This window comes from Streptomyces sp. NPDC001604, from assembly GCF_042893475.1.
Taxonomy (GTDB): Bacteria; Actinomycetota; Actinomycetes; order Streptomycetales; family Streptomycetaceae; genus Streptomyces.
Genome location: NZ_JBIAUY010000001.1, coordinates 1,070,812 through 1,095,664, shown reverse-complemented (window position 1 = coordinate 1,095,664; position 24,853 = coordinate 1,070,812). Strand labels below are relative to the sequence as shown.

Genomic DNA, 24,853 nt, shown 5'->3' with positions numbered 1-24,853 from the left:
ATTCGTGGACGTCATGCGGCACCATCCGCAGGGCCCGTCCGTTGTCCCCTTTGAAGAAGATTTGAAGCGGTGCGCCAAGCCTTCGGCGGTCGTCGTACCGGCGGGCCTCCCGGCTTGGTGGGGTCCTCGCATACGATGGCCGTTGCTCAGCAAGTCAAATGGAAACCGACCGTCCCAGGCCCGACCGGCAAGGAGACCAACCCCCGTGTCCGTCCTCTCGAAGATCATGCGTGCAGGCGAAGGCAAAATCCTGCGCAAGCTGCACCGCATCGCGGACCAGGTCAACTCCATCGAAGAGGATTTCGTCGACCTCTCCGACGCCGAGCTGCGGGCCCTCACCGATGAGTACAAGCAGCGGTACGCCGACGGCGAGAGCCTGGACGACCTGCTCCCCGAGGCGTTCGCCACCGTGCGCGAGGCCGCCAAGCGCGTCCTCGGGCAGCGTCACTACGACGTGCAGATGATGGGTGGCGCGGCGCTCCACCTCGGCTATGTCGCCGAGATGAAGACCGGTGAGGGCAAGACCCTGGTGGGCACGCTGCCGGCGTATCTGAACGCCCTGTCCGGGGACGGCGTTCACCTGATCACGGTCAACGACTACCTGGCCGAGCGCGACTCCGAGATGATGGGCCGCGTCCACAAGTTCCTCGGCCTGAGCGTCGGCTGCATCCTCGCCAACATGACGCCGGCCGAGCGCCGCCAGCAGTACGAGTGCGACATCACGTACGGCACGAACAACGAGTTCGGCTTCGACTACCTGCGCGACAACATGGCGTGGTCGAAGGACGAACTGGTGCAGCGCGGCCACAACTTCGCCATCGTCGACGAGGTCGACTCCATCCTCGTCGACGAGGCCCGTACGCCGCTGATCATCTCCGGTCCGGCCGACCAGGCCACCAAGTGGTACGGCGACTTCGCCAAGCTGGTCACGCGCCTGAAGAAGGGCGAGGCGGGCAACCCGCTCAAGGGTGTCGAGGAGACCGGCGACTACGACGTCGACGAGAAGAAGCGCACGGTCGCCATCCACGAGTCCGGCGTCAGCAAGGTCGAGGACTGGCTGGGCATCGACAACCTCTACGAGTCGGTGAACACGCCTCTGGTGGGCTACCTGAACAACGCCATCAAGGCCAAGGAGCTCTTCAAGAAGGACAAGGACTACGTCGTCATCGACGGCGAGGTCATGATCGTCGACGAGCACACCGGCCGTATCCTCGCCGGCCGCCGCTACAACGAGGGCATGCACCAGGCGATCGAGGCGAAGGAGGGGGTGGACATCAAGGACGAGAACCAGACGCTCGCCACGATCACCCTGCAGAACTTCTTCCGCCTCTACAAGAAGCTCTCCGGCATGACCGGTACGGCGATGACCGAGGCGGCCGAGTTCCACCAGATCTACAAGCTCGGCGTCGTCCCGATCCCGACCAACAAGCCGATGATCCGCAAGGACCAGTCGGACCTGATCTACCGCACCGAGGTGGCCAAGTTCGAGGCGGTCGTCGACGACATCGCCGAGAAGCACGAGAAGGGCCAGCCGATCCTCGTCGGTACGACGTCGGTCGAGAAGTCCGAATACCTCTCGCAGCAGCTCTCCAAGCGCGGCATCCAGCACGAAGTGCTGAACGCGAAGCAGCACGACCGTGAGGCGACGATCGTCGCCCAGGCCGGCCGCAAGGGCGCCGTGACCGTCGCCACCAACATGGCCGGCCGTGGTACGGACATCAAGCTCGGCGGCAACCCCGACGACCTCGCCGAGGCGGAGCTGCGCCAGCGCGGCCTCGACCCCGAGGAGCACATCGAGGAGTGGGCGCACTACCTGCCCGAGGCCCTGGAGCGTGCCGAGAAGGCCGTGAAGGCGGAGTTCGAAGAGGTCAAGGAGCTCGGCGGGCTTTACGTCCTGGGCACCGAGCGGCACGAGTCGCGGCGTATCGACAACCAGCTGCGTGGTCGCTCCGGCCGTCAGGGCGACCCGGGCGAGTCCCGCTTCTACCTCTCGCTCGGCGACGACCTGATGAGGCTCTTCAAGGCCCAGATGGTCGAGCGCGTGATGTCGATGGCGAACGTCCCGGACGACGTCCCGATCGAGAACAAGATGGTCACGCGCGCGATCGCGTCCGCGCAGTCGCAGGTCGAGCAGCAGAACTTCGAGACCCGTAAGAACGTCCTGAAGTACGACGAGGTCCTCAACCGCCAGCGTGAGGTCATCTACGGCGAGCGGCGCCGCGTCCTGGAGGGCGAGGATCTGCAGGAGCAGATCGGCCACTTCATGGACGACACGATCGACGCGTACATCGCCGCGGAGACCGCCGAGGGCTTCGCCGAGGACTGGGACCTCGACCGGCTGTGGGGCGCCTTCAAGCAGCTCTACCCGGTGAAGGTGACCGTCGAGGAGCTGGAGGAGGCGGCCGGTGACCGGGCCGGTCTGACCGCCGAGTTCATCTCCGAGTCCATCAAGGACGACATCCACGAGCAGTACGCGGCGCGCGAGGCGCAGCTCGGCTCCGAGATCATGCGTGAGCTGGAGCGCCGGGTCGTGCTGTCGGTCCTGGACCGCAAGTGGCGCGAGCACCTCTACGAGATGGACTACCTCCAGGAGGGCATCGGCCTGCGCGCTATGGCGCAGAAGGACCCGCTGGTCGAGTACCAGCGCGAGGGCTTCGACATGTTCACCGCCATGATGGAGGGCATCAAGGAGGAGTCCGTCGGCTACCTGTTCAACCTGGAGGTCCAGGTCGAGCAGCAGGTCGAGGAGGTCCCGGTCGAGGACGCCGCACCGGTCGACATGGAGAAGCAGGACGTGGTGCCGGCGCAGGCGGGCAGCCGTCCGGAGATCCGCGCCAAGGGGCTGGACGCTCCGCAGCGCCGGAACCTGCACTTCTCCGCGCCGACCGTGGACGGCGAGGGCGGCACCATCGAGGGCGACTTCGTGGGCGACGAGGAGCCGGTGCGCTCGGAGGCCGACGGTCTCACGCGCGCGGAGCGGCGCAAGCAGTCCCGGGGCGGGCGTCGCCGCAAGAAGTGAGCAGCGCGTCGTAGCGGCTTGAAGGGCCGGGTCACCTCGGGGTGGCCCGGCCCTTCCGCGTGCAGCGGTGCGCGCCGGGCGGCAGCACCGCTGGCCGTCTAGTCGTCGCCGGTGGGGCGCGGTGGGCGGGGGCCGCCGAGTTCCACCGCCGTGCAGCGCCAGCGCAGGTCCTGGCCCCGTTCCAGGCGGAAGGCCATGGCCCGCAGCTGGTCACCGGCGCCGATGCGGGCGAAGGCCTCGACGGCACCGGGACGGGCTTCGTAGTAGCCGATGTCGCGGACGACCGGGCGTGTGCCGCGGGTGCGCAGGGGGCCGCGTTCGGCGAGCCAGGCCAGTTCGTCGTAGGCCCGGCCCGCGGTGTGCCGCAGCATCGAGTGGACGGGGCGCTGACCGCTCAGCACGGCGAGGAGGAGGTCGGCGAAGACGTCGGTGGGGCGGGGCTGGGGGATCGGCCGGGTGTGTCCGGTGGGGCAGGGCGGGTGGCCGCCTGGCTTCCCGGGGGCAAGGGCGGTTTCTTCTGGGGCGGAAGCCGTGTGGGGCGGTGCCTGTGTGGTGGGGCGGGTCGCGGTGGCGGTGCGCGCGCCCGGAGCCGTCGTCGCCGTCGGCGGGCGGTTGTCGATGGGCCCTGTGCTCGGGGAAGGACTGTCCGTCCGGGAGCCCGGTGGGCGGCCGCCGCCCGGGGCGGTGCGGGTCGGGGTTCCGCCCGGGGTGCGGGGCGGGGCGCCGCCGGGGCGGCGGGAGTCGCGGCGGCCGGGAGGGCGGGCGCCCGGCTGGTGCTGTGCCCTGGTCATGATCTTGTGCATGTGCGTCCCCGTTCGGTGAGACGAGTTGATACCCGTCGGTAACTTGGTGTTGGGGATCTTGTACGGGGCCGCGGGCGACGGCAGCAAGCACATGGGGAGCGGGGCCAGGGTGGTCGGAATCTTCACCTATCAGGGTGATGGAGGGGGCGCGGAACCCCGTGATCACTGGGGTGCGCCGGGTGAATTCCGAGGCCTGAAGTGGACGCCTCCGGGCTTGCGGGCAGGGACTCGAAAGGGGACTCCCGCACGTATCCTGAAGGCCCTTCACAAGGCGCCTGAGCGCGCCCAGCCACCGACCACGAAAGCGGCCAGCCATGCGCGTCTACGTCCCCCTGACCCTCTCCGGTCTCGCCGAGGCGTACAAGACGGGAGAGCTGGGGTCAGGGTCGCTCGTGGCGTACGCCGTCACGCCCGCCCTGCGCGAGTGGTACCTCTCGGACGACATCGAGGAACTGGAGTACGCGGCCTTCAACCGCGCCGCGCTGGCCTCGCTCCGGCTGCTGGCCGCGGACCCCGGGGCGGTACGGCGCCGGGTGGTGGTCGCCGTCGACGTGCCCGACGGCGCCGCGTCCGCCGACCCGGACCGGGGCCTCGACCCGGCTGCGCTCGGCGAGGTGCGGGTGACCGGGGCCGTGGCGCTGGCGAAGGCCGCTGCCGTGCACGTCGACCTCGACGACGCGGAGGAGGACGTGGCCGCCGCGGCCGAGGCGCTCGAAGCGGCGGACCGCGGGGACGACGACGCCCAGTTCGTGGTGGACGGTGCCGAGGACCACGAACTGCTGTGGTACGCGACGCAGGAGATCCCCAACCTGGTCGGGCTCGGGGACTGAGCCCACCGTCTCTTGATTGTCAGTGGCGGCGGGTACGTTTTTGGCATGGGGAAGCAGACAGGGGCGCACATTGTCTGGGACTGGAACGGGACGCTGTTCCACGACAATGACGCGATCATCGGGGCGACGAACGCGGCGTTCGCCGAGCTCGGCCTTGAGCCGATCACGCTGGAGCGGTACCGGGCGCTGTACTGCGTGCCGGTGCCCAAGTTCTACGAGCGGCTCATGGGCCGGCTGCCCACGGACGCCGAATGGGAGGTCATGGACGAGACCTTCCACCGGTACTACGCCGAGCACCGGATCGGCTGCGGGCTGACCGAAGGGGCGGCTGAGCTGCTCGCGGGGTGGCGGTCGGCGGGGCGCAGCCAGTCGATCCTGAGCATGTACACGCATGACGAACTCGTCCCGTTGGTGCGGGGGTTCGGGATAGAGGCGCACTTCATACGCGTCGACGGGCGGACCGGGCCCTCGGGGGGCAGCAAGGCGGAGCACATGGTGCGGCACCTTGGCTCACTGGTCGGTGTGGACCCGGCTCGTACGGTGGTGATCGGGGACGCCGCCGATGATGCGGTGGCCGCGCGCTATGTGGGGGCGCGGGCGGTGCTGTACACCGGCGGGTCGCATGGGCGGGCCAGCCTCGAGGTGGTGGGGGTGCCGGTGGTGGACACGCTGGGGGAGGCGGTTGCTGAGGCGGAGCGGTTGGCTGCGTAGGAGGGGCTGCAGGGCGGGGCTGGTTTCGTGGCGCCCGGCGCTGGGGCTGAGCCGGGGGTGGGTTCCGCTTGCCCGCGCTTGCGGGGTGCCGCCTGCGCCCACCCGTGCCGCCCCTAGCGGCACGACTGCCCGCAGGCGGGACGGCACGGCATGGTGGGGCACGACTGCGCGCAGGCGGGGCGGCACGGCATGGTGGGCATGACTGCCCGCGGGCGGGGCCAGGCCGCGGCTGAGGGTCAGGTCACCGGGGCCTTGGCCCGTAGCACCGTCAGGAACTCCCGCATCCACGCCGAGTGGTCCGGCCACGCACGGGACGAGACCAGGGTGCCGTCGACCACGGCCTCGGTGTCCTGGAAGGTGGCGCCGGCGGCCTGCATGTCGGGTTCCAGCGCGGGGTACGCCGTGACGCGGCGGCCGCGCAGGCCCTCGACCGCGGCGGTGAGCAGGGGACCGTGGCAGATCTGGGCGACCGGCTTGTCCGCGTCGAAGAACGACTTGAGGATCTTGCGGAGTTCGGGGTCGTTGCGGAGGTACTCGGGGGCGCGGCCGCCCGGGATGACGAGGGCGGCGTACTGGCCGGGATCGACCTCGGCGAAGGCCAGGTCGGCGGGCCAGGTGTAGCCGGGCTTCTCGGTGTAGGTGTCGAAACCGGGCTCGAAGTCGTGGACGACGAACTGGAGCTTCTTGCGGGAGGGGGCCGCGATATGGACGTCGTAGCCCTCCTCGCGGAGGCGCTGGTAGGGGTACAGGACCTCGAGTGACTCTGCTGCGTCGCCGGTGACGATGAGGATTTTCGCGGTCATGTCGGACGGCTCCCCTCGGGCGGGTGTGCGCTGTCATGGGCAACGTGCCTCCTCGGGGGTGGCTTTGCCAAGGGGTCCGGTCGTATTCGGGCAAGGGGGATCAGATGAGGCGTTCGTTTCGTCGGGCCGCACGACTGTGGGGCCTTTGCCGCTGTGCAGAGTGTCAAAGTTCCACCCCCGGTTTTGTACACATACGGCTCATGACGGGCCCCCCGTACTGAGCGATAGCCTTGTGGCGTGATCAGCGCGATAGCTCGCGGGGGCACCGTTGCCCCTGCCCTGCGCCCGGCGAGCACGGACCACCTCCGTGACCGGGCGGCGGTCGCTGGTCTTCGCGGGCAGGAGGGGGCCGGAAGGGCTCCCGGGATGCCATTCACCCCCTGGACGCTGCCGCTGCGGAGAGCAGCGTCACACCTTCGGGGCAGCTCAAATATGGCTCATATCTTCCCGCTCATCTCACCTTGCGGCATAGCGTCGGAGCAGACCGGAGAACCCGGGCCGTGGCGTCGAGCCGCAGGGGAAGAGACCGTACTTCCTTCTACGTCACGCAACGGCGCGCGACAGGAGCCAGAGGACAATGCAGACCAAGCTGGACGAAGCCAAGGCCGAGCTGCTCGAGAGGGCCGCCCGGGTAGCTGAGAACAGCCCGGTCGGGGGGCACCTACCGACCGGGACGACGGACGAGAGCACCCCGGACCGGGACACCGTGCTCGCGTTCCTCCAGCGCTACTACCTGCACACCGCCCCGGAGGACCTCACCGGCCGCGACCCGGTCGACATCTTCGGAGCCGCGCTCTCGCACTACCGGCTGGCCGAGAATCGCCCCCAGGGCACGGCCAACGTGCGGGTCCATACCCCCACGGTGGAGGAGAACGGGTGGACGTGCAGCCACTCCGTCGTCGAGGTCGTCACCGACGACATGCCCTTCCTGGTCGACTCCGTCACCAATGAGCTGACGCGCCAGGGACGCGGGATCCACGTCGTCATCCACCCGCAGTTCGTCGTCCGCCGGGATGTCACCGGCAAGCTCATCGAGGTGCTCAGTGTGCAGCCGGGCGGCGAACTGCCGCACGACGCGCACACCGAGTCCTGGATCCACGTCGAGATCGACCGCGAGACCGACCGTGGCGACCTCAAGCAGATCACCGCCGACCTGCTGCGTGTGCTGTCCGACGTCCGCGAGGCCGTCGAGGACTGGGACAAGATGCGGGACGCGGCGATCCGCATGGCCGACGAGCTGCCCAAGGAGCCCGTCGCCTCCGACCTGCGCGAGCAGGAGATCGAGGAGGCCCGGGAGCTGTTGCGCTGGCTGGCCGCCGATCACTTCACCTTCCTCGGCTACCGCGAGTACAGCCTGCGCGACGACGACTCGCTGGCCGCCGTGCCCGGCACCGGCCTCGGCATCCTGCGCTCCGACCCGCACCACGCCGGGGACGACAGCCACCCGGTGAGCCCGTCCTTCGAGCGGCTGCCCGCCGACGCCCGCGCCAAGGCCCGCGAGCACAAGCTCCTCGTCCTGACCAAGGCGAACAGCCGGGCCACCGTGCACCGGCCCTCGTACCTGGACTACATCGGCGTCAAGAAGTTCGACGCGGACGGCAACGTGGTCGGTGAGCGCCGCTTCCTCGGGCTGTTCTCCTCCGCCGCCTACACCGAGTCGGTGCGCCGGGTCCCGGTCATCCGCCGCAAGGTCGAGGAGGTCCTGGAGCGCGCCGGCTTCTCGCCCAACAGCCACGACGGGCGCGACCTGCTGCAGATCCTGGAGACCTACCCGCGCGACGAGCTCTTCCAGACGCCGGCCGACGAGCTCGAGTCCATCGCCACCTCCGTCCTGTACCTGCAGGAGCGCCGGCGGCTGCGCCTCTACCTGCGGCAGGACGAGTACGGGCGCTACTACTCCGCCCTCGTCTACCTCCCGCGCGACCGCTACACCACCGGTGTGCGCCTGAGGATCATCGACATCCTGAAGGAGGAACTCGGCGGCACCAGCGTCGACTTCACGGCCTGGAACACCGAGTCGATCCTGTCCCGGCTGCACTTCGTGGTCCGGGTCCCGCAGGGTACCGAGCTGCCGCAGCTGTCGGACGCCGACAAGGAGCGCATCGAGGCCCGCCTGGTGGAGGCCGCCCGCTCCTGGGCCGACGGCTTCGCCGAGGCGCTGAACGCCGAGTGCGGCGAGGAGCACGCCGCCGAGCTGCTGCGCCGCTACAACAACGCCTTCCCCGAGGGCTACAAGGCCGACCACACCCCGCGTGCCGCGGTCGCCGACCTCGTCCACCTGGAGCAGCTCAGCGAGGCACAGGCCGACAGCGGCCAGGACTTCTCGCTCAGCCTGTACGAGCCCGTCGGCGCCGCCCCGGAAGAGCGCCGGTTCAAGATCTACCGCAAGGGCGAGGCGGTCTCCCTGTCCGCGGTGCTGCCGGCCCTCAGCCGGCTCGGTGTCGAGGTGACGGACGAGCGGCCGTACGAGCTGCGCTGCACCGACCGCACCTCCGCGTGGATCTACGACTTCGGCCTGCGCATGCCCAGGTTGCAGAACGGCGGCGGCGACTACCTCGGCGACGACGCCCGCGAGCGCTTCCAGGAGGCCTTCGCCGCCACCTGGACCGGCAAGGCGGAGAACGACGGGTTCAACGCCCTGGTGCTGAGCGCCGGACTGACCTGGCGGCAGGCGATGGTGCTGCGGGCGTACGCCAAGTACCTGCGCCAGGCGGGGTCCACCTTCAGCCAGGACTACATGGAGGACACCCTCCGCAACAACGTCCACACCACCCGGCTGCTGGTCTCGCTGTTCGAGGCGCGGATGTCGCCGGACCGGCAGCGGGCCGGGCACGAGATCGTCGACGCGCTGCTCGAAGAGGTCGACGCGGCCCTCGACCAGGTCGCCTCCCTCGACGAGGACCGGATCCTGCGGTCCTTCCTGACCGTCATCAAGGCGACCCTGCGCACGAACTTCTTCCAGGAGGCGGCGGGCGGCAAGCCGCACGCGTACGTGTCCATGAAGTTCGACCCGCAGGCGATCCCGGACCTGCCGGCGCCGCGCCCGGCGTACGAGATCTGGGTGTACTCGCCGCGCGTGGAGGGCGTGCACCTGCGCTTCGGCAAGGTCGCCCGAGGCGGTCTGCGCTGGTCCGACCGGCGTGAGGACTTCCGCACCGAGATCCTCGGCCTGGTCAAGGCGCAGATGGTGAAGAACACCGTCATCGTGCCGGTCGGCGCCAAGGGCGGTTTCGTTGCCAAGCAGCTGCCGGACCCGGGCGTGGACCGGGACGCGTGGCTGGCCGAGGGCATCGCCAGCTACAAGACGTTCATCTCGGCGCTGCTCGACATCACCGACAACATGGTGGCCGGCGAGGTCGTGCCCCCCGCCGACGTCGTGCGGCACGACGAGGACGACACCTATCTCGTGGTCGCCGCCGACAAGGGCACCGCCACGTTCTCGGACATCGCCAACGGGGTCGCGGAGACCTACAACTTCTGGCTCGGTGACGCCTTCGCCTCCGGTGGCTCTGCCGGTTACGACCACAAGGGCATGGGCATCACCGCCCGCGGTGCCTGGGAGTCCGTCAAGCGGCACTTCCGGGAGCTGGGCGTCGACACGCAGAGCGAGGACTTCACCGTCGTCGGCATCGGCGACATGTCCGGTGACGTGTTCGGCAACGGCATGCTGCTGAGCGAGCACATCCGCCTGGTCGCCGCCTTCGACCACCGGCACATCTTCATCGACCCGAACCCGGACGCGGCCACCTCGTACGCCGAGCGGCGCCGTATCTTCGAGCTGCCGCGCTCCAGCTGGGCGGACTACAACACCGAGCTCATCTCCGCCGGTGGTGGCGTGTTCCCGCGTACCGCCAAGGCCATCCAGCTCAACTCGCACATCCGCGAGGCCCTCGGCATCGAGGGCAAGGTCTCCAAGATGACCCCGGCCGACCTGATGAAGGCCATCCTCCAGGCCCCGGTGGACCTGCTGTGGAACGGCGGCATCGGTACCTATGTGAAGGCCAGCACGGAGAGCCACGCGGACGTCGGCGACAAGGCCAACGACCCGATCCGGGTCGACGGCGCCGACCTGCGCGTCAAGGTCGTCGGCGAGGGCGGCAACCTGGGTCTGACCCAGCTCGGCCGGATCGAGTTCGCACGGCACGGCGGCAAGATCAACACGGACGCGATCGACAACAGCGCGGGCGTGGACACCTCCGACCACGAGGTGAACATCAAGATCCTTCTCAACGGCCTGGTCGCCGACGGCGACATGACCGTCAAGCAGCGCAACAAGCTGCTCGCCGAGATGACCGACGAGGTCGGCGCGCTGGTCCTGCGCAACAACTACGCGCAGAACACGGCGCTCGCCAACGCCCTGGCCCAGTCCAAGGACATGCTCCACGCGCAGCAGCGGTTCATCCGCCACATGGTGCGCGAGGGCCACCTCGACCGGGCGCTGGAGTTCCTCCCCACCGACCGCCAGATCCGCGAGCGCCTCAGCGCGGGCCAGGGTCTCACCGGCCCCGAGACGGCCGTCCTGCTGGCGTACACGAAGATCACGGTCGCCGAGGAACTGCTGCACACCTCGCTGCCGGACGACCCGTATCTGCGTGGTCTGCTGCACGCGTACTTCCCGACGGCGCTGCGCGAGCAGTTCGCCGACCGTATCGACGGTCACCCGCTGCACCGCGAGATCACCACGACCGTCCTGGTCAACGACACGGTCAACACGGGCGGTACGACCTATCTGCACCGCCTGCGCGAGGAGACCGGCGCCTCCCTGGAGGAGATCGTGCGGGCGCAGACCGCGGCCCGGGCGATCTTCTGCTCGGCCCCGGTGTGGGACGCGGTCGAGGGCCTGGACAACCGGGTCGAGGCCGCCGTCCAGACCCGTATCCGGCTGCACTCGCGCCGGCTGGTGGAGCGCGGCACGCGCTGGCTGCTCAACAACCGGCCGCAGCCGCTGCAGCTCGCCGAGACGGTCGACTTCTTCGCCGAGCGCGTCGAGCAGGTCTGGCAGCAGCTCACCAAGCTGCTGCGCGGCGCGGACCTGGAGTGGTGGCAGCAGATCCACGACGAGCTGACCGGCGCCGGCGTCCCGGACGAGCTCGCCACCCGGGTGGCCGGGTTCTCCTCCGCCTTCCCGGCGCTCGACATCGTCTCGGTGGCCGACCGCATGGGCAAGGAGCCGCTGGACGTCGCCGAGGTCTACTACGACCTCGCAGACCGTCTGCACATCACCCAGCTCATGGACCGCATCATCGAACTGCCGCGGGCCGACCGCTGGCAGTCCATGGCCCGCGCCTCCATCCGTGAGGACCTGTACGCGGCGCACGCGGCGCTGACCGCGGACGTCCTGGCGGTGGGCAACGGCACCTCGACCCCGGAGCAGCGCTTCAAGGCCTGGGAGGAGAAGAACGCGGCGATCCTGGGCCGGGCGCGCACGACGCTGGAGGAGATCCAGAGCTCGGAGACGTTCGACCTCGCCAACCTGTCGGTGGCGATGCGCACGATGCGGACGCTGCTGCGGACGCATTCGTAGCAGGCGGTGCACAAGCGAGGTGCCCCGAGCCGACCGGCTCGGGGCACCTCGCTTTCGTGGCGTTGTTCAGGCGGCCTTCGGCTTGTCCGCGCCGCCGGTGAACTCCTCGTACGCCGCCATGACCTCCTCGGTCGGGCCGTCCATGCGCAGTTCGCCGCGCTCCAGCCACAGCACGCGTTCGCAGGTGTCGCGGATGGACTTGTTGTTGTGGCTGACCAGGAACACCGTGCCGGCCTTCTCGCGCAGCTCGCGGATGCGTTGCTCGGAGCGCTTCTGGAAGGACCGGTCGCCGGTGGCGAGCGCCTCGTCGATGAGGAGCACGTCGTGGTCCTTGGCGGCGGCGATGGAGAAGCGCAGCCGGGCGCCCATGCCGGAGGAGTACGTCCGCATGGGGAGGGTGATGAAGTCACCCTTCTCGTTGATGCCGGAGAAGTCGACGATGCCCTCGTAGCGGTCCCTGATCTCCTCGCGGGACATGCCCATGGCGAGGCCGCCGAGGTAGACATTCTTCTCGCCGGTCAGGTCGCCCATCAGGGCCGCGTTGACGCCGAGGAGGGAGGGCTGGCCGTCGGTGTAGATGTGGCCGTTCTCGACCGGCAGCAGGCCCGCGACCGCCTTGAGCAGGGTCGACTTGCCGGAGCCGTTGGTGCCGATCAGACCGACCGCCTCGCCCTTGTAGGCGACGAAGGAGACGTTCTTGACGGCGTGCACCGTGCGTACGCCGGCCGCCTTCTCGGCCTGCTGGCGGCGCAGCATGCGGTTGAGGGCGGCGGTCGCGGAGCCGCGTCCGGCGCCGGTGCCGTTGACCCGGTAGACGATGTCGACGCCGTCGGCGACGACGGTGGGGATGCGTTCGCTGGTGTGCTCAGCCACGGCCGTACGTCTCCTCAGCCTTCCAGAAGTAGATGAAGCCGCCGACTCCGGCGAGCAGGGCCCAGCCGATCGCGTACAGCCACACATGGTGCGGCAGCTGCTTGGCGTGGAAGCTGTCGATCAGGGCGAAGCGCATCAGGTCGATGTAGACCGCGGCCGGCTGGGCCTGGAGCACCGGCTCCACCCAGTGCGGCAGGTTGCTGTGCTTGCCGGCCAGCTTGTCGATGCTCCACATCACGCCGGACACGTACATCCAGGTGCGCAGGATGAAAGGCATCAGCTGGGCGATGTCCGGGGTCTTGGCGCCCATCCGGGCCATGATCAACGACATGCCGGTGTTGAAGGCGAACTGCAGGACCAGCGCCGGGAACGCCAGCAACCAGGAGAACGCGACCGGCACCCCGAAGCAGAGCAGGATGACGACCAGCGCGGCCATCGAGAACAGCAGCTGCTGCAGCTGCTGGAGGCAGAAGGAGATCGGCAGCGCGGCCCGCGGGAAGTGCAGCGCCCGGACGAGGCCCAGGTTGCCGGAGATCGCGCGGGTGCCCGCCATGATCGAGCTCTGTGTGAAGGTCCAGATGAACACGCCCGTGACCAGGAACGGGATGTAGTCCGGCACATGCCGCTTGGTGCCGAGCAGGACACCGAAGATGAAGTAGTACACCGCCGCGTTCAGCAGCGGGGTCATGACCTGCCAGACCTGGCCGAGCTTCGCCTGGCTGTACTGGGCGGTGAGCTTGGCGGTGGCGAAGGCGGTGATGAAGTGGCGCCGGGCCCACAGCTGCCGCACGTACTCGGGCAGGGAGGGGCGGGCGCCGCTGACCGAGAGGCCGTGGCGGGCGGCGAGGGCCGCGAGGTCGTCGTCGGCCGGGGCCGGCGTCGGGGGCGGTGTGTCGAGGACCTGGCTCACATCCGCTGCTTTCACTCGGGGGAGGGGGTGCTGGCGTCGTTCGGGCCCGTCGGCCGGACGGTCCGGTGTCCGGCGTTTCCTTACGTTTCTCTTCACGTTTTCTTACGTCGGGACGGGACCGTATCGTCGCAACGCGAGCGTAGGACACGTTGACGTCGGAACGCAACCGTTTCGTCGTAACGTGCTCGTCGAATCGGGCCGTAACGACGCAACCGTTTCGTCGCAACGCCCCTATGCTGGTCCGCATGACGACGAACGCCGAGGAGCCCCAGACGCGTCCGCGCCGCCGCACCCCCGCGGGGGCGGCCGTACTGCGTGAAGACGTGACGGAAGCCATCCGTGCGGCCGTCTTCGAGGAGCTCGCGGCCGTCGGCTACGCACGGATGTCCATCGAGGGGATCGCGCGCCGCGCGGGCGTCGGCAAGACCGCGGTCTACCGGCGCTGGCGCTCCAAGCTGCACCTGGTCCTCGACGTCGTCTCGGCGATCGCGGTGCTGGGGCTGCCGACGCCCGACACGGGCTCTCTGGAGGGTGATCTGCGGCTGCTGTACGAGGTCACCTCGCGCGCCCTGAGACACCCGGTGGCCTCGCAGATCATCCCGGACCTGCAGGCCGAGGCGGCCCGCAACCCGGAGATCGCCGAGGCCATGCAGAAGACCCTGCGCGAGGGGCAGGAAGGCGTGGCCCTCAAGATCATCGTGGCGGCGGCGCAGCGCGGGGAGATCGACGGGGAGCTGGACGAGGACCTGGCGCTCGACCTGATCTCGGGGCCCCTCTACTGGCGCTCGGTGGTCATCCGCAGCCCGAAGCTGCCGAAGGACTACCTGGCGGGGCTGGCGCGGGCCACCGCGGAGGCACTCAAGGCGCTGTGAGTGTGCCGCGGCGCGACCGCCGGTGGCCGACGAAAGCGAGTCGCCGCCCGCGGTGACCGGAGTCGCGGCGGAACTGCCGGCCGTGATCGCGGAGGGCGACGCCCTGCTGTGGGAACTCGGCCACTAGAACCCCATCTGTGTGTCGTCGGTCGCCTCGCCGGGGGCCCAGCCACCGCCCCCGCACATCTCGCCGCCCTGCCCCGGTTCGGGGAAGCGCGCTGAGAAGGCTCCCTCCGGGCCGAACTCGAACGGGGCGCCCAGGGCGTCGCCCACGGCGGAGCCGATGACGGTGCCCAGGGCGCGGTCGGCAGCGGTGATCACCCGGGCAGGCTAGCGGCCGACCGCCTCGTGCGGGTTCGGTGGGCGGTCGCGCCGCGGAGCCACAGATCGAAACAGCCCCGCGCGGACTGGTCGCGGCCGCCGTGCGCCGTCTTCAGCGGCGCGCCGCCTCCGGATGCACCCGTACCCAGCCCTCCCAGGCCGACGTGATCATGTCCTCGACGTCGTGTTTGGCCTTCCAGCCGAGTTTGGTGGCCGCGCGGTCTGCGGAGGCGACCACCCGGGCCGGGTCGCCCGGGCGGCGGGGCGTGGTCGTCGGAGGGCGGTCGTAGCCGGTGACGGCGTTGATGCAGTCGATCATTTCGCGGACCGAGACGCCCTCGCCGCGGCCGATGTTGAGGGTGAGGTGGCGGCCCGGTGAGGACTGGAGCGTGCGGGCGGCTGCCACGTGGGCTTCGGCCAGGTCGACGACGTGGATGTAGTCGCGGACGCAGGTTCCGTCGGGGGTTTCGTAGTCGTCGCCGAAGATGCGCGGGGGTGCGCCGTCCGTGAGCTTCTCGAAGACCATGGGGATCAGGTTGGAGACGCCCGTGTCCGCGAGTTCGGGCGTCGCGGCGCCCGCCACGTTGAAGTAGCGGAGGGAGGCGGTGGAGAGGCCCGTCGCGCGGGCCGTCGCGCGGACCAGCCATTCGCCGACCAGCTTCGTCTCGCCGTACGGAGACAGGGGCCGACAGGGTGTCTCCTCCGTCACCAGGGGCTCGTCCGGCATGCCGTACACCGCCGCCGAGGACGAGAACACGAAGGACGGGACGCCGGCCTCCGTCACCGCCTCCAGGAGGACGCGCAGGCCCTCGACGTTCTCCCGGTAGTAGTGCAGCGGCAGGTCCATCGACTCGCCCACCTGCTTCTTCGCCGCCAGGTGGATGACCCCGCTGACGTCGTGGACCGCCAGGGCACGCGCGACCCGCTCGCCGTCCAGCGTCGATCCCACCACCAGCTGCACACCCCGCGGGACGCGCTCGGCGACGCCCGTCGACAGGTCGTCGTACACCACGGTCCGCTCGCCCGCCTCGATCATCGCCCGGACGACGTGCGCCCCGATGTATCCGGCGCCGCCGGTGATCAGCCAGGTCATGTGCGGCCGTCCCCTTCGTCAGTTGGCCCGTGGTGGTGCGGTATCGGTGAAGCAGGCGGTGGAGTCCCGCCGGCACTTGCTATGCGCCGGAGTGCTGGGGGAGGCGGCGGGTGACCGTGTCGGGTCCGGGCGTGGGCCCGGGAGTCGCGATGGCCGGGCGGGTGGAGCCCCACAGCCGGACCAGGGACAGCACGGCGGCCGTGGCGAGCAGCCCGTTGCGGGCGAGCATCAGCACGCAGCCCGTCCAGGTGCAGGCCATGACCTGGCCGTACAGGGCCGGGTAGGCGACGGAGCTGAGCGCGGTCGCGGCCAGCACCAGCGCGGCCACCGGCCGCTGCACGGTGTGACGCGAGGTCAGGCACACGGCGGCCAGGCCCAGCAGCCAGATCATGTACTGCGGGCTGATCACCCGGCTGGTGACGGTGAACAGCAGCACGGCGCTCAGCGCGGCGTCGTACGGCGTCGCGGGCGTCCAGCGACGGGCCCGCAGCCGCCACAGGAGCAGCAGTGCGAAGGCGACCGCCGTGAGGGCGAGGGAGAGGTAGGCGACGGTCCGCACGTGCGGGCCGGTGAACTCCATGGCGCCGTACTGGTAGCGCACCTCCCCCGGCCACCCGGCGTGTGTCGCGAAGGCGAGCGCCGTACCGCCGAGCGACTCGATCTGCACGCCCCGCCCGCCCTGTTGGCGCAGGAAGGCGAAGGGGTTGGCGAACAGCGCCGCGAGGACCGCGAGCGACCCCGCCCCGGTGACGGCGGCCCACGCCCACGCCGAACGCGTCGTACGCCCCCTCGGCGTGCCCAGCAGCACCAGCGCCGGCCACACCTTCACCAGGGCGCCGAGTGCCGCGAACACCCCGCACGCGCGCGTGGAGCGCGGCAACGTCAACAGGGCGATGACGGCGAAGGCCGTGACCTGCACGTCGTAGCGGGCGAGCGGGACGTGCAGGAGGAGCGGGAGGCCGCCCACCCACATCGCGGCCCCGAGGAGCCTGCGGCCGGGGCGGCTGCCCGCGACGGCCAGCGCAAGGGTGATCCCCGCGTCGGCGGCGAGGGTGAGCACGACGAAGGACTGGAAGTACGTCAGGCCCGGCAGCAGCGCGGGCGACAGCAGCACCGCGCCGGCCCCGGGCGGGTACTGCCACAGCGGGTCGTGCGCGGGGAAGGCGCCGTGCGCGAGGACGCCGTACCAGTCGTGGTAGAGGTGCCACACCTCCCGTGCGACCGAGCCACCGCCGAGCCGGGGCGCCGCGTCGTGTGCGAGCAGCCACAGCATCAGGGCCCGGGTGGCGAGCCAGGCGGCGGCGAGGGCGAGGAGCCGGCGTTTTCCGGCGGTGGACATCACGGCGTTCGTCACGGCGTTCATCACGGCGGATCGTAAGCCGGGCGTATGGTGTATGCCTGCTAATACACCGTCAATGCTCGGTAAGAGCCTCTCCACGGGAGAAAATCAGCCGTGTGCTGAGCGAGGACGCGGGGCGGGCGAACCGTCGGTGGGTGCGTGCGGAGATCGTGGCCCTGGCGGTTCCCGCCGTCGTCATACTCGCGATCGGTCTGTGGGGACTCGACCGCGGCGGCATGTGGGGCGACGAGAGCGTCACCTTCCTGGTCGGGCGGCGCACGGTGCCGCAGATCTGGCAGCTGCTGCACGGCCTGGACGCCGTGCACGGCCTGTACTACCTGTTCATGCACGTCGTCCTCGCCGTACACCCCGGTGAGGTCCTCCTCAGGCTGCCGTCCGTGCTCGGGGCCGCCGCGACCGCCGGCCTGGTCGCGGCCCTCGGTGTACGGCTGGTCCGTCCGCGGGTCGGTCTTTGGGCCGGGCTGTTGTACGCGATCACCCCCATGACCGGCCACTATGCGCAGGAAGGGCGCTCGTACGCACTCGTCGCGGCGGGTGTGGCGGCGGCGACACTGCTGCTGGTGCGCGCGGTGGAGGGGCGCTCGCGGCACGGTTGGCGCTGGTACGGGGGCGTCCTCGCCGCGACCTGTCTGCTGCACGAACTGGTCGTCCTGGTGCTGTGCGCGCATGCCCTGACGCTGGCGCTCATGCGGGTGCCGAAGCGGGTGTGGCTGGGCTGGGGGCGGGCGGCGGGGCTGGTGGGGGTCCTTCTGCTGCCCCTGGTGTGGGTGTCGCACGAGCAGGCGGGGCAGGTGGGGTGGCTGGTGACACCCGGGTGGGACCAGGCGGGGCAGCTGGTGCGTGACTTCGCCTTCGCCCCGGACGGGGCGGTGTTCTGGGTGGCCGTCGTGCTGATGGTGCTGGGGCTGGGGGCGGGCCGCCTTGCGGCGGTGGCACTCCCGCTGCTCGTGCTGCCCCCGTCGCTCCTGATCGCCGTGTCGCAGATCCGGCCGCTGTTCCACGAGCGGTATGTGCTGTACGCGTTGGCCGGGGCCCCCTTGCTGGTCGCCGCCGGCGCCGAGTGGGTGGCCGGGGCAGTGGGGCGCCTGCGGCTGGGCGGTCGTCGTGTGCCCACCCGTTCCGCCCTGCGGAACGACTGCCCACACGACGACGTGCGGAACGACTGCCCGCGTGACGACGTGCGGAACGGTCGCCCGCGCGACGACGTGCGGAGCGGCCGTCCACGTGACGACGTGCGGAGCGGCCGTCCACGTGACGACGTGCGGAGCGGCCGTCCACGTGACGACGTGCGGAGCGGCTGCCCGCGTGACGACGTGCGGAGCGGCCGTCCACGTGACGACGTGCGGAGCGGCTGCCCGCGCGACGACGTGCGGAGCGGCTGCCCGCGCGACGGCGTGCGGAGCGGCTGCCCGCGCGACGACGTGCGGAACGACTGCCCGCATGACGGCGTGCGGAGCGGCTGCCCACGTGACGACGTGCGGAACGACTGCCCACGTGACGACGTGCGGAACGACTGCCCACGTGACGACGTGCGGAACGACTGCCCGCGCGACGACGTGCGGAACGACTGCCCGCGTGACGACGTGCGGAACGGCCGTCCACGTGACGACGTGCGGAGCGGCTGCCCATATGACGACGTGCGGAGCGGCCACTCGCACCACGGCGGCCGCCGGTGGAGCAGTCACCGTCTGCCCTACGGCCGGCTCGGCACCCTCACCGGTGTTCTGGCCGTCGCGCTCGCCTTCGTCCAGTGCCTCCCCCTCTACCGGCAGGACCGCTCCCCGGCGCACCGCCCCGAGAACCTCGGTGCCGTCGCCGCGCGGGCCGCCCGGGACATCCGTCCCGGCGATCCGGTGCTGTTCCTGCCGTCGAACTGGCGGCTGACGGCGCTGGCCTATCCGAAGGCGTTCCGCCGGGCCCGGGACATCGCGCTGCGCGAGTCCGGGCCGCGGTCCGGGACGCTGAGCGGCATCGAGACCACACCCCAGGAGCTGCGGCGCAAGCTGGCCGGCGTGGACCGCGTCTGGGTCGTCGCCCAGTCGAGGCTGCTGAGCTCGGGGCTGCTGCCGGCCGACCCGACCGAGCGCGTCAAACTGGCCGTCGTGGAGGAGCAGTTCACCGCCCGCGAGAGATATGTCAGCGGCCGGGTGACCTTCCTCCTCTACGTCCGCCGCTCCGCCGCCTCGGCCTCCGCCGCCGTGGCCGCGTCCAGCCCCCGGGTGAGCTCGTCGAGCCGGGACCTCAGCTCCCGGATCTCCTCCACGTCGAAGCCCGTCGCCGCGACGATCCGGCGCGGTACCTGAACCGCCTGTTCGCGCAGGGCGGTGCCCTCCGCGGTCAGCCGGACCTCCACCGAGCGCTCGTCGCGGGCGCTGCGCTCACGCCGTACCAGACCGGCCGTCTCCAGCCGCTTGAGCAGCGGGGACAGGGTGCCGGAGTCGAGCCGCAGATGCTCGCCCAGCTTCTTGACCGGCAGCTCGCCGTGCTCCCACAGCAGCAGCATCACCAGGTACTGCGGATAGGTGAGCCCGAGGTCCTTGAGGATCACCCGGTAGATGCCGCCGAAGGCGCGCGAGGCGGCGTTCAGGGAGAAGCAGATCTGCTGGTCGAGGCGGAGCCAGTCGGTGGTCGGGGTGTCGGGCGCGGTCGTCATGCGTCCAGGATAGCTCTTGCGAGCCATTTAGTTGTGCACAATTGAGTTGTGTGCTCTACTTGTGGTCGTGAGGCGGCCGCCAGAAGGGCCGCCGGAACACGACTTCGAGAGGGATGGTCATCCATGGACGCGCTCTACACCGCTGTCGCCACAGCCACCCACGGCCGCGACGGTCGCACCTTCACCAACGACGGCAAGGTCGACCTCAAGCTGGCCCCGCCGGTGGAGCTGGGCGGCAACGGCGAGGGCACCAACCCCGAGCAGCTGTTCGCCGCCGGTTACGCGGCCTGCTTCGGCAGCGCCCTCGGCCTCGTCGGCCGCCAGGCGAAGGTCGACGTCAGCGACGCCGCGGTCACCGCCGAGGTGGGCATAGGCAAGCAGGGCGAGGGCTTCGCGCTCAAGGTCACCCTCCGCATCGAGCTGCCGGACACCGTGGACGAGGCGACCGGCCGCAAGCTGGTCGAGACCGCCCACCAGGTGTGCCCGTACTCCAACGCGACCCGTGGCAACATCGACGTCGACCTCGTGATCGAGTAAGGCCGGGCAACCGTCAGCTCAGCGAGTGCGCCCGCTCCGCCGCAGGAGCGGGCAGCACGGCGGCCGTCTGCGGCGCCGGCATCTGCTCGCCGAGCAGCACCGTCCGTACCACCCGCTCGGCGGCCCGCCCGTCGTCGAACTCGCAGAACCGCTCCCGGAAGGCGGCCCTGAGTCCCGCCGACTCCTCGTCCCGCCAGGTGTCCGAGGCGAACAGCCAGGCCAGCTCCCGGTAGGAGCGCGACACATGGCCCGGCGCCTCGGCGGTGATGTCGAAGTAGGCGCCCCGGCTGGCCGCGTAGGCACCCCAGTCGTCGGCGTGGATCACGATCGGCCGGTCCAGGTTGGCGTAGTCGAACATCAGGGCCGAGTAGTCGGTGACCAGCACGTCGGAGGCGAGCATCAGATCCTCGACGTGCGGCTCGTCCGTCGCGTCGACGAGCACGCCGCGTGCGTGCAGATCGGCGAGGCCCAGCCCGCGCGCCGTGCCGGTGGCGAGGGTGGGGTGCAGCCGTACGACGAGGGTGTGCCCGGCACCGAGGTCCGCGGCGAACCGCGCCAGGTCGATCCGGTCGACGTGCCCGCCCCGGCGGTAGTCACGGCGGGTCGGCGCATACAGCACGACCGTGTTCCCGGCCGGAATGCCGAGCCGCGCACGCACGGCCGCACCGTGCTCCGCAGGCTGCTCGACGAGCACGTCGTTGCGCGGACTGCCGGTCCGCAGCGAGGTGAAGTGGCACGGATAGGCCCGGTCCCACACCAGCTCGGAGTGCCGGTTGGCGACCAGGCTCAGATCCCAGCGGTCGGCGCGGTGCAGCATCTTCGGCACGCTGAAGCCGTGCCGCGCACCCGGCTTGGTCAGCAGGTCGGCACCCATGTACTTGAGCGGTGTGCCCTGGTGGGTGTGCACATGGATCTGGCCGGGGCGTTTGACCAGGGAGCCCGGCCAGTTCACGTTGTTCACCCAGTACGTGGCCCGCGCCATGACCGTGTGGTACTCCCGCGAGCCCGGCGTCACATAGTCGGTGCCCGGCGGCAGCGAGTCCACCGCGTCCTCCCGGACCACCCACACCCCGCGGATGTGCGGCGCGAGTTCGCGGGCCTTGGCGTGGATCGCGGCCGGGTCGCCGTGCACGCCCGCATGGTGGGTGGCCGAGTAGACGGCCAGGCGCGGATCGAGGGGGAGCCTCGACTGGGCTGCGTACCAGGTGCGTTGGACCACCGCCGATGCCTTGCCGACCGTCCGCCGCTTGCCCGCCCCGGCGATCCTGCGCAGACCGCGGACCCCGCGCAGGGCCGCGTACGACAGGTAGGGCGAGCCCGCCAGGAGCCGCATCTCGGTGCCGCGCGGACCGTCCGGCGGGGTGAAGTCCTCAGGGCAGTGACGGCGGTGGAAGGAGCGCATCTCGCGGTAGAACGCGGAGCGGTCCGACGCTGTCACGCGGTCCTCGCGGGCGATCACGAACAGCATGTGGTCCAGGGCCCGTTCGAAGAGAAGGGGCCGCGCCCAGGCGAGGTCCTCGCGCTCCTCCAGGAACGCGAACAGGCCCTCGTACTGCGGAAAGATGTCGAAGTGCCTGCGCCCTGGTGTCTTGGTGATCGCGCCCTGCCGACGTTGCCGGTACTCGACGCCGATCCGGTTGAGGCAGGCGATGCGGTCGGCCAGCACCATCGAGCGGTAGGTGACCGGCGCGTCCTCGTACAGGCCGGACGCGTACTGCAGCCCCTGCTCCTGGAAGAAGGCCCTCCGGTACGCCTTGTTCCAGGCGACCAGGAACAGCTGGACGTACTCGGGGCTCTCGCGGAGGCTGAAGACGTCCTGGCCGGCGGCGGCCAGCAGTGCGGAGGCGTCGCTCGGGCCGCCCCGCCCCCACCAGTGGGTGCGTACATGGTCGAAGACCAGGATGTCCGGGTCCTCGGCCGACCTCAGCCGGTCGGCGACCGCGGCAAGCAGACCGGGCGTGTAGAAGTCGTCGCTGTCGAGGAAGAGGACGTAGTCGCCGCGCGCCTCGGCCAGCCCGGCGTTGCGGGCCCGGCCGAGACCGACGTTCTCCGGCAGGTGCAGCACACGCACCCGCTCGTCGCGTGCCGCGTACTCGTCGAGGATCGCGCCGCAGCCGTCGGGCGAGCGGTCGTCGACGGCGATCACCTCGAAGTCGGGGTACGACTGCCCGAGCACCGAGTCGATGCACTCGCGCAGGAAGCCCTGCACCTTGTAGACGGGGACGATGATGCTGAAGCGGGGCACGGGTTTCAGTTCCTCACAAGGGCGGGGACCGGGGCAGGGGTGCGTTCGGCGAGCGGGATCACGGGCGGGATCGACTCGGGCGGCTCGCCCAGCAGCACCCGGCGTACGACGCGCTCGGCGGCGCGTCCGTCGTCGAACTGGCAGAACCGCTCACGGAAGGCGGCCCGTGCCGCCCTCGACTCCTCACCCGCCCAGGAGCCGTCGCGGAAGATGCGGGCCAGCTCCTCGGGCGTGCGGGCGACCGGCCCCGGCGGGTGTTCCATCAGGTCGAAGTAGACGCCCCTGGTCTCCCGGTAGACGTCCCAGTCGTCGGCGTACACCACGACGGGCCGGTCCAGGTTGGCGTAGTCGAACATGATCGACGAGTAGTCGGTGATCAGGGCGTCCGCGGCGAGGCACACGTCCTCGGAGGAGCGGTGCGCGGTCACGTCGATGATCCGGCCGGTGCTCCGCGCCCCGCCCTGGTCGTAGAAGTAGTGGGCGCGCAGCAGCACGACCACGTCCTCGCCCACCTCCTCGCAGAAGGCCTCCAGGTCCAGACCCGTCTCGAAGCCCGTGTGGTAGTCGCGGTGCGTGGGCGCGTACAGGACGGCCGTCTTCCCCTCGGGGACCCCGAGCTCCCGCCGGATGCGGGCCACGTCGTCCGCCGTCGCCGTGTAGTAGACGTCGTTGCGCGGATAGCCGTACTCGAGCGTCTCGTGCGCGCCGGGGAAGGCCCGCTCCCACATCTCGGTGGAGTGGCGGTTGGAGGTGAGGTTGTAGTCCCAGCGGTCGATACGGGCCAGCAGCTTGGCGAAGCTGCCGGTCGCCGCGGCCACCACGGGATAGGTCGCCTGGTCGACGCCCATCTTCTTCAACGGGGTGCCGTGCTGGGTCGACAGGTGGACGCTGCCGGGGCGCTTGACGACGGCGTCCGCGAAGTTGGCGTTGTTGACGAGGTACTTGGCGGCGGCCAGCACGTCCCAGTACTTCGTGCTGCCGATGACCGCGTACTCGATGCCCTCCGGCATGGTGTGCTCCTGGTCCGGTTCGACCAGGAACACCGAGCGCAGATGCGGGGCGAGTTCGAGGGCCTTGGCGTGGATCGCGGCCGGGTTGCAGGCATAGCCGCGGCCCCAGTAGGCGCAGTAGACGACGAGGTTGGGGTCGAGCGGGCGGCGCAGATTGCGCGCGTACCGCAGGCGGGTGCGCACCATGTGGGGGCGCGGCAGCCGCTCGGCCGCCTTCACCGCCGCCTGGTTGGCCTCCCGCAGGGCACGGAACGCCGTGTACGCCCCGGCCGCCAGCAGCCGGTGCTGCAGGCCGAGGCTGCCGGGCGGGGTCCGGTGGCCGACCGGGCGGTGCCGGCGGTACAGCGTGCTCGCCAGCCGGAAGAAGGCGCGGCGCCTGCCGGACAGCCGCTTGGGATGGGCGGCGGTCTTCAGCACGGCCGCGAAGAGCTGCTCGAACAGCGCGTTCAACCGGTCGCAGGGCAGATCCAGTTCGGTGGCGCGGGTGAGGACCAGGTCGGTCTGGGCGAGGAGCTCGAGGTGGTGCTCGCCGGGAAGGGCGAGCCGGCTGCCCTGTCTGCGCGCCAGATGCCGTACGACGACCTGGCGCAGCACCGCGGCCTTCTCGGCCGCCAGCGTGACCAGGCCGCCGAAGCCCACATCGGTGAAGTGGCCGTCGGGGAAGCCGATGCACTGCTCGACCAGGAAGGCCCTGCGGTAGGCGGCGCTCCACGCCGGCAGCTGCACGCCCGTCAGCTCGGGCACCTCGTCGGGGGAGAAGGCGCCCGCCGGTGTCCTCGGCAGGAGCAGCGCCGCCGGATTGGTCGGCTCGCCCTCCCACCAGGGCACCCGCTCGTGCTCGACGTACAGGACGTCCACCTCGCCCGTCTCGGCCAGGCGTGCGTCCAGCGCCGCCAGCGCCCCGGGGACGAGGGCGTCGTCGCAGTCGAGGAACAGCAGATAGCTGCCGGTCGCCGCCCGCATCCCGGTGTTGCGCGCCCCGGACAGACCGGCCGTGGGCGGGGAGTGCACCGCGGTCACACGGGAGTCCCGCTCGGCGTACCCGTCGACGACGTCCGCCGCGGGCGTGCCGGGGCCGTCGCAGACCGGGATCAGCTCGAAGTCGCCGAAGGACTGCGCGAGCACGGAGTCCAGCGCCTGGGACAGCCGGCCTGCCACCCCATGGGACGGGACGATGATGCTGAAGCGGGGCATGCTGCTCTTTCTGTCGATGTGCGTGCGGGGACCCGGGTACGTCTCAGGCTCTGCGGCGTCCCGGCCGCCCTGTGGGACGCCAGGTGGACGGTCGG

General features: G+C 70.7%; 15 protein-coding genes and 3 pseudogenes. 7 read left to right on the top strand and 11 right to left on the bottom strand.

Annotated features, from left to right (window positions below; genetic code table 11):
* Positions 1–205: 205 nt before the first annotated feature.
* Positions 206–3,019: a preprotein translocase subunit SecA gene (gene secA, locus ACFY1E_RS05005; RefSeq protein ID WP_389071470.1), complete on the top strand. Its 2,814-nt coding sequence runs from the start codon at positions 206–208 to the stop codon at positions 3,017–3,019.
* A gap of 98 nt (positions 3,020–3,117) precedes the next feature.
* Here the strand turns inward: secA and ACFY1E_RS05000 are convergent, their stop codons facing one another.
* A complete protein-coding gene (locus ACFY1E_RS05000) occupies positions 3,118–3,822 on the bottom strand; it encodes an Rv3235 family protein (protein ID WP_389071468.1) in 705 nt (234 codons plus the stop codon).
* Between the two features lie 314 nt (positions 3,823–4,136).
* On the opposite strand from ACFY1E_RS05000, the gene ACFY1E_RS04995 reads away from it, so the two are divergent.
* Together ACFY1E_RS04995 and ACFY1E_RS04990 are read left to right on the top strand one after the other, a co-directional pair.
* On the top strand, positions 4,137–4,652 hold the full coding sequence (locus ACFY1E_RS04995) for a DUF6912 family protein (RefSeq protein WP_389071465.1): 516 nt from the start codon (positions 4,137–4,139) through the stop codon (positions 4,650–4,652).
* 45 nt (positions 4,653–4,697) lie between these two features.
* Positions 4,698–5,363, top strand: a complete 666-nt coding sequence (locus tag ACFY1E_RS04990; protein WP_389071462.1) for an HAD family hydrolase — start codon at positions 4,698–4,700, stop codon at positions 5,361–5,363.
* Positions 5,364–5,599: 236 nt separating this feature from the next.
* Here the strand turns inward: ACFY1E_RS04990 and ACFY1E_RS04985 are convergent, their stop codons facing one another.
* Positions 5,600–6,166: a DJ-1/PfpI family protein gene (locus ACFY1E_RS04985; protein ID WP_389071460.1), complete on the bottom strand. Its 567-nt coding sequence runs from the start codon at positions 6,164–6,166 to the stop codon at positions 5,600–5,602.
* A 577-nt stretch (positions 6,167–6,743) separates the two neighbouring features.
* Between ACFY1E_RS04985 and ACFY1E_RS04980 the strand changes: the two genes are divergently transcribed.
* Positions 6,744–11,690 carry an NAD-glutamate dehydrogenase gene (locus ACFY1E_RS04980; RefSeq protein WP_389071458.1) on the top strand — a complete coding sequence of 1,649 codons (4,947 nt, stop codon included), beginning with the start codon at positions 6,744–6,746 and terminating at the stop codon, positions 11,688–11,690.
* Between the two features lie 66 nt (positions 11,691–11,756).
* Here ACFY1E_RS04980 and ACFY1E_RS04975 read toward each other — a convergent pair whose 3' ends face one another.
* Together ACFY1E_RS04975 and ACFY1E_RS04970 are read right to left on the bottom strand one after the other, a co-directional pair.
* Positions 11,757–12,563 (bottom strand): ABC transporter ATP-binding protein, encoded by an 807-nt coding sequence (locus ACFY1E_RS04975; RefSeq protein ID WP_389071456.1) that lies wholly within the window; start codon positions 12,561–12,563, stop codon positions 11,757–11,759.
* The gene (locus tag ACFY1E_RS04970; RefSeq protein WP_389071454.1) at positions 12,556–13,473 is read right to left on the bottom strand and encodes an ABC transporter permease; all 918 of its coding nucleotides are present in this window, start codon (positions 13,471–13,473) and stop codon (positions 12,556–12,558) included. Before ACFY1E_RS04970 ends, ACFY1E_RS04975 begins: the two co-directional genes overlap by 8 nt.
* Before the next feature lie 245 nt (positions 13,474–13,718).
* Here ACFY1E_RS04970 and ACFY1E_RS04965 point away from each other — a divergent pair, with 245 nt between their 5' ends.
* A complete protein-coding gene (locus ACFY1E_RS04965) occupies positions 13,719–14,345 on the top strand; it encodes a TetR/AcrR family transcriptional regulator (protein ID WP_389071451.1) in 627 nt (208 codons plus the stop codon).
* Positions 14,346–14,477: 132 nt separating this feature from the next.
* Here ACFY1E_RS04965 and ACFY1E_RS04960 read toward each other — a convergent pair.
* From ACFY1E_RS04960 to ACFY1E_RS04950, 3 genes and pseudogenes are all read right to left on the bottom strand, one after another.
* Positions 14,478–14,666 (bottom strand): annotated as a pseudogene (locus ACFY1E_RS04960) (ADP-ribosylglycohydrolase family protein); the annotation flags it as partial.
* A gap of 112 nt (positions 14,667–14,778) precedes the next feature.
* Entirely contained in the window at positions 14,779–15,759 is a 981-nt protein-coding gene (gene galE, locus ACFY1E_RS04955; RefSeq protein ID WP_389071449.1) for a UDP-glucose 4-epimerase GalE, read from the bottom strand.
* Between the two features lie 79 nt (positions 15,760–15,838).
* On the bottom strand, positions 15,839–17,122 hold the full coding sequence (locus ACFY1E_RS04950; protein ID WP_389071446.1) for a glycosyltransferase 87 family protein: 1,284 nt from the start codon (positions 17,120–17,122) through the stop codon (positions 15,839–15,841).
* A gap of 212 nt (positions 17,123–17,334) precedes the next feature.
* On the opposite strand from ACFY1E_RS04950, the pseudogene ACFY1E_RS04945 reads away from it, so the two are divergent.
* Positions 17,335–18,231: pseudogene (locus tag ACFY1E_RS04945) on the top strand (glycosyltransferase family 39 protein); the annotation flags it as partial.
* A 116-nt stretch (positions 18,232–18,347) separates the two neighbouring features.
* Here ACFY1E_RS04945 and ACFY1E_RS04940 read toward each other — a convergent pair.
* Together ACFY1E_RS04940 and ACFY1E_RS04935 are read right to left on the bottom strand one after the other, a co-directional pair.
* Positions 18,348–18,800: pseudogene (locus tag ACFY1E_RS04940) on the bottom strand (DUF4573 domain-containing protein); the annotation flags it as partial.
* Between the two features lie 480 nt (positions 18,801–19,280).
* On the bottom strand, positions 19,281–19,772 hold the full coding sequence (locus ACFY1E_RS04935) for a MarR family winged helix-turn-helix transcriptional regulator (protein WP_389071444.1): 492 nt from the start codon (positions 19,770–19,772) through the stop codon (positions 19,281–19,283).
* A 123-nt stretch (positions 19,773–19,895) separates the two neighbouring features.
* Between ACFY1E_RS04935 and ACFY1E_RS04930 the strand changes: the two genes are divergently transcribed.
* Positions 19,896–20,309 carry an organic hydroperoxide resistance protein gene (locus ACFY1E_RS04930; RefSeq protein ID WP_389071441.1) on the top strand — a complete coding sequence of 138 codons (414 nt, stop codon included), beginning with the start codon at positions 19,896–19,898 and terminating at the stop codon, positions 20,307–20,309.
* Positions 20,310–20,322: 13 nt separating this feature from the next.
* Here the strand turns inward: ACFY1E_RS04930 and ACFY1E_RS04925 are convergent, their stop codons facing one another.
* Together ACFY1E_RS04925 and ACFY1E_RS04920 are read right to left on the bottom strand one after the other, a co-directional pair.
* Positions 20,323–22,554 carry a CDP-glycerol glycerophosphotransferase family protein gene (locus ACFY1E_RS04925; RefSeq protein ID WP_389071437.1) on the bottom strand — a complete coding sequence of 744 codons (2,232 nt, stop codon included), beginning with the start codon at positions 22,552–22,554 and terminating at the stop codon, positions 20,323–20,325.
* Between the two features lie 5 nt (positions 22,555–22,559).
* On the bottom strand, positions 22,560–24,758 hold the full coding sequence (locus tag ACFY1E_RS04920) for a CDP-glycerol glycerophosphotransferase family protein (protein WP_389071434.1): 2,199 nt from the start codon (positions 24,756–24,758) through the stop codon (positions 22,560–22,562).
* Between the last annotated feature and the right edge of the window lie 95 nt (positions 24,759–24,853).

What these genes read in the sequence shown, in the direction of transcription:
- ACFY1E_RS05000 (WP_389071468.1), bottom strand. Translation starts at nt 3,822, where the DNA reads ATGCACAAGATCATGACCAGGGCACAGCACCAGCCGGGCGCCCGCCCT.
- ACFY1E_RS04990 (WP_389071462.1), top strand. Translation starts at nt 4,698, where the DNA reads ATGGGGAAGCAGACAGGGGCGCACATTGTCTGGGACTGGAACGGGACG.
- ACFY1E_RS04935 (WP_389071444.1), bottom strand. Translation starts at nt 19,772, where the DNA reads ATGACGACCGCGCCCGACACCCCGACCACCGACTGGCTCCGCCTCGAC.
- ACFY1E_RS04950 (WP_389071446.1), bottom strand. Translation starts at nt 17,122, where the DNA reads ATGAACGCCGTGACGAACGCCGTGATGTCCACCGCCGGAAAACGCCGG.
- ACFY1E_RS04965 (WP_389071451.1), top strand. Translation starts at nt 13,719, where the DNA reads ATGACGACGAACGCCGAGGAGCCCCAGACGCGTCCGCGCCGCCGCACC.
- ACFY1E_RS04980 (WP_389071458.1), top strand. Translation starts at nt 6,744, where the DNA reads ATGCAGACCAAGCTGGACGAAGCCAAGGCCGAGCTGCTCGAGAGGGCC.
- galE (WP_389071449.1), bottom strand. Translation starts at nt 15,759, where the DNA reads ATGACCTGGCTGATCACCGGCGGCGCCGGATACATCGGGGCGCACGTC.
- ACFY1E_RS04930 (WP_389071441.1), top strand. Translation starts at nt 19,896, where the DNA reads ATGGACGCGCTCTACACCGCTGTCGCCACAGCCACCCACGGCCGCGAC.
- ACFY1E_RS04995 (WP_389071465.1), top strand. Translation starts at nt 4,137, where the DNA reads ATGCGCGTCTACGTCCCCCTGACCCTCTCCGGTCTCGCCGAGGCGTAC.
- ACFY1E_RS04920 (WP_389071434.1), bottom strand. Translation starts at nt 24,758, where the DNA reads ATGCCCCGCTTCAGCATCATCGTCCCGTCCCATGGGGTGGCAGGCCGG.
- ACFY1E_RS04985 (WP_389071460.1), bottom strand. Translation starts at nt 6,166, where the DNA reads ATGACCGCGAAAATCCTCATCGTCACCGGCGACGCAGCAGAGTCACTC.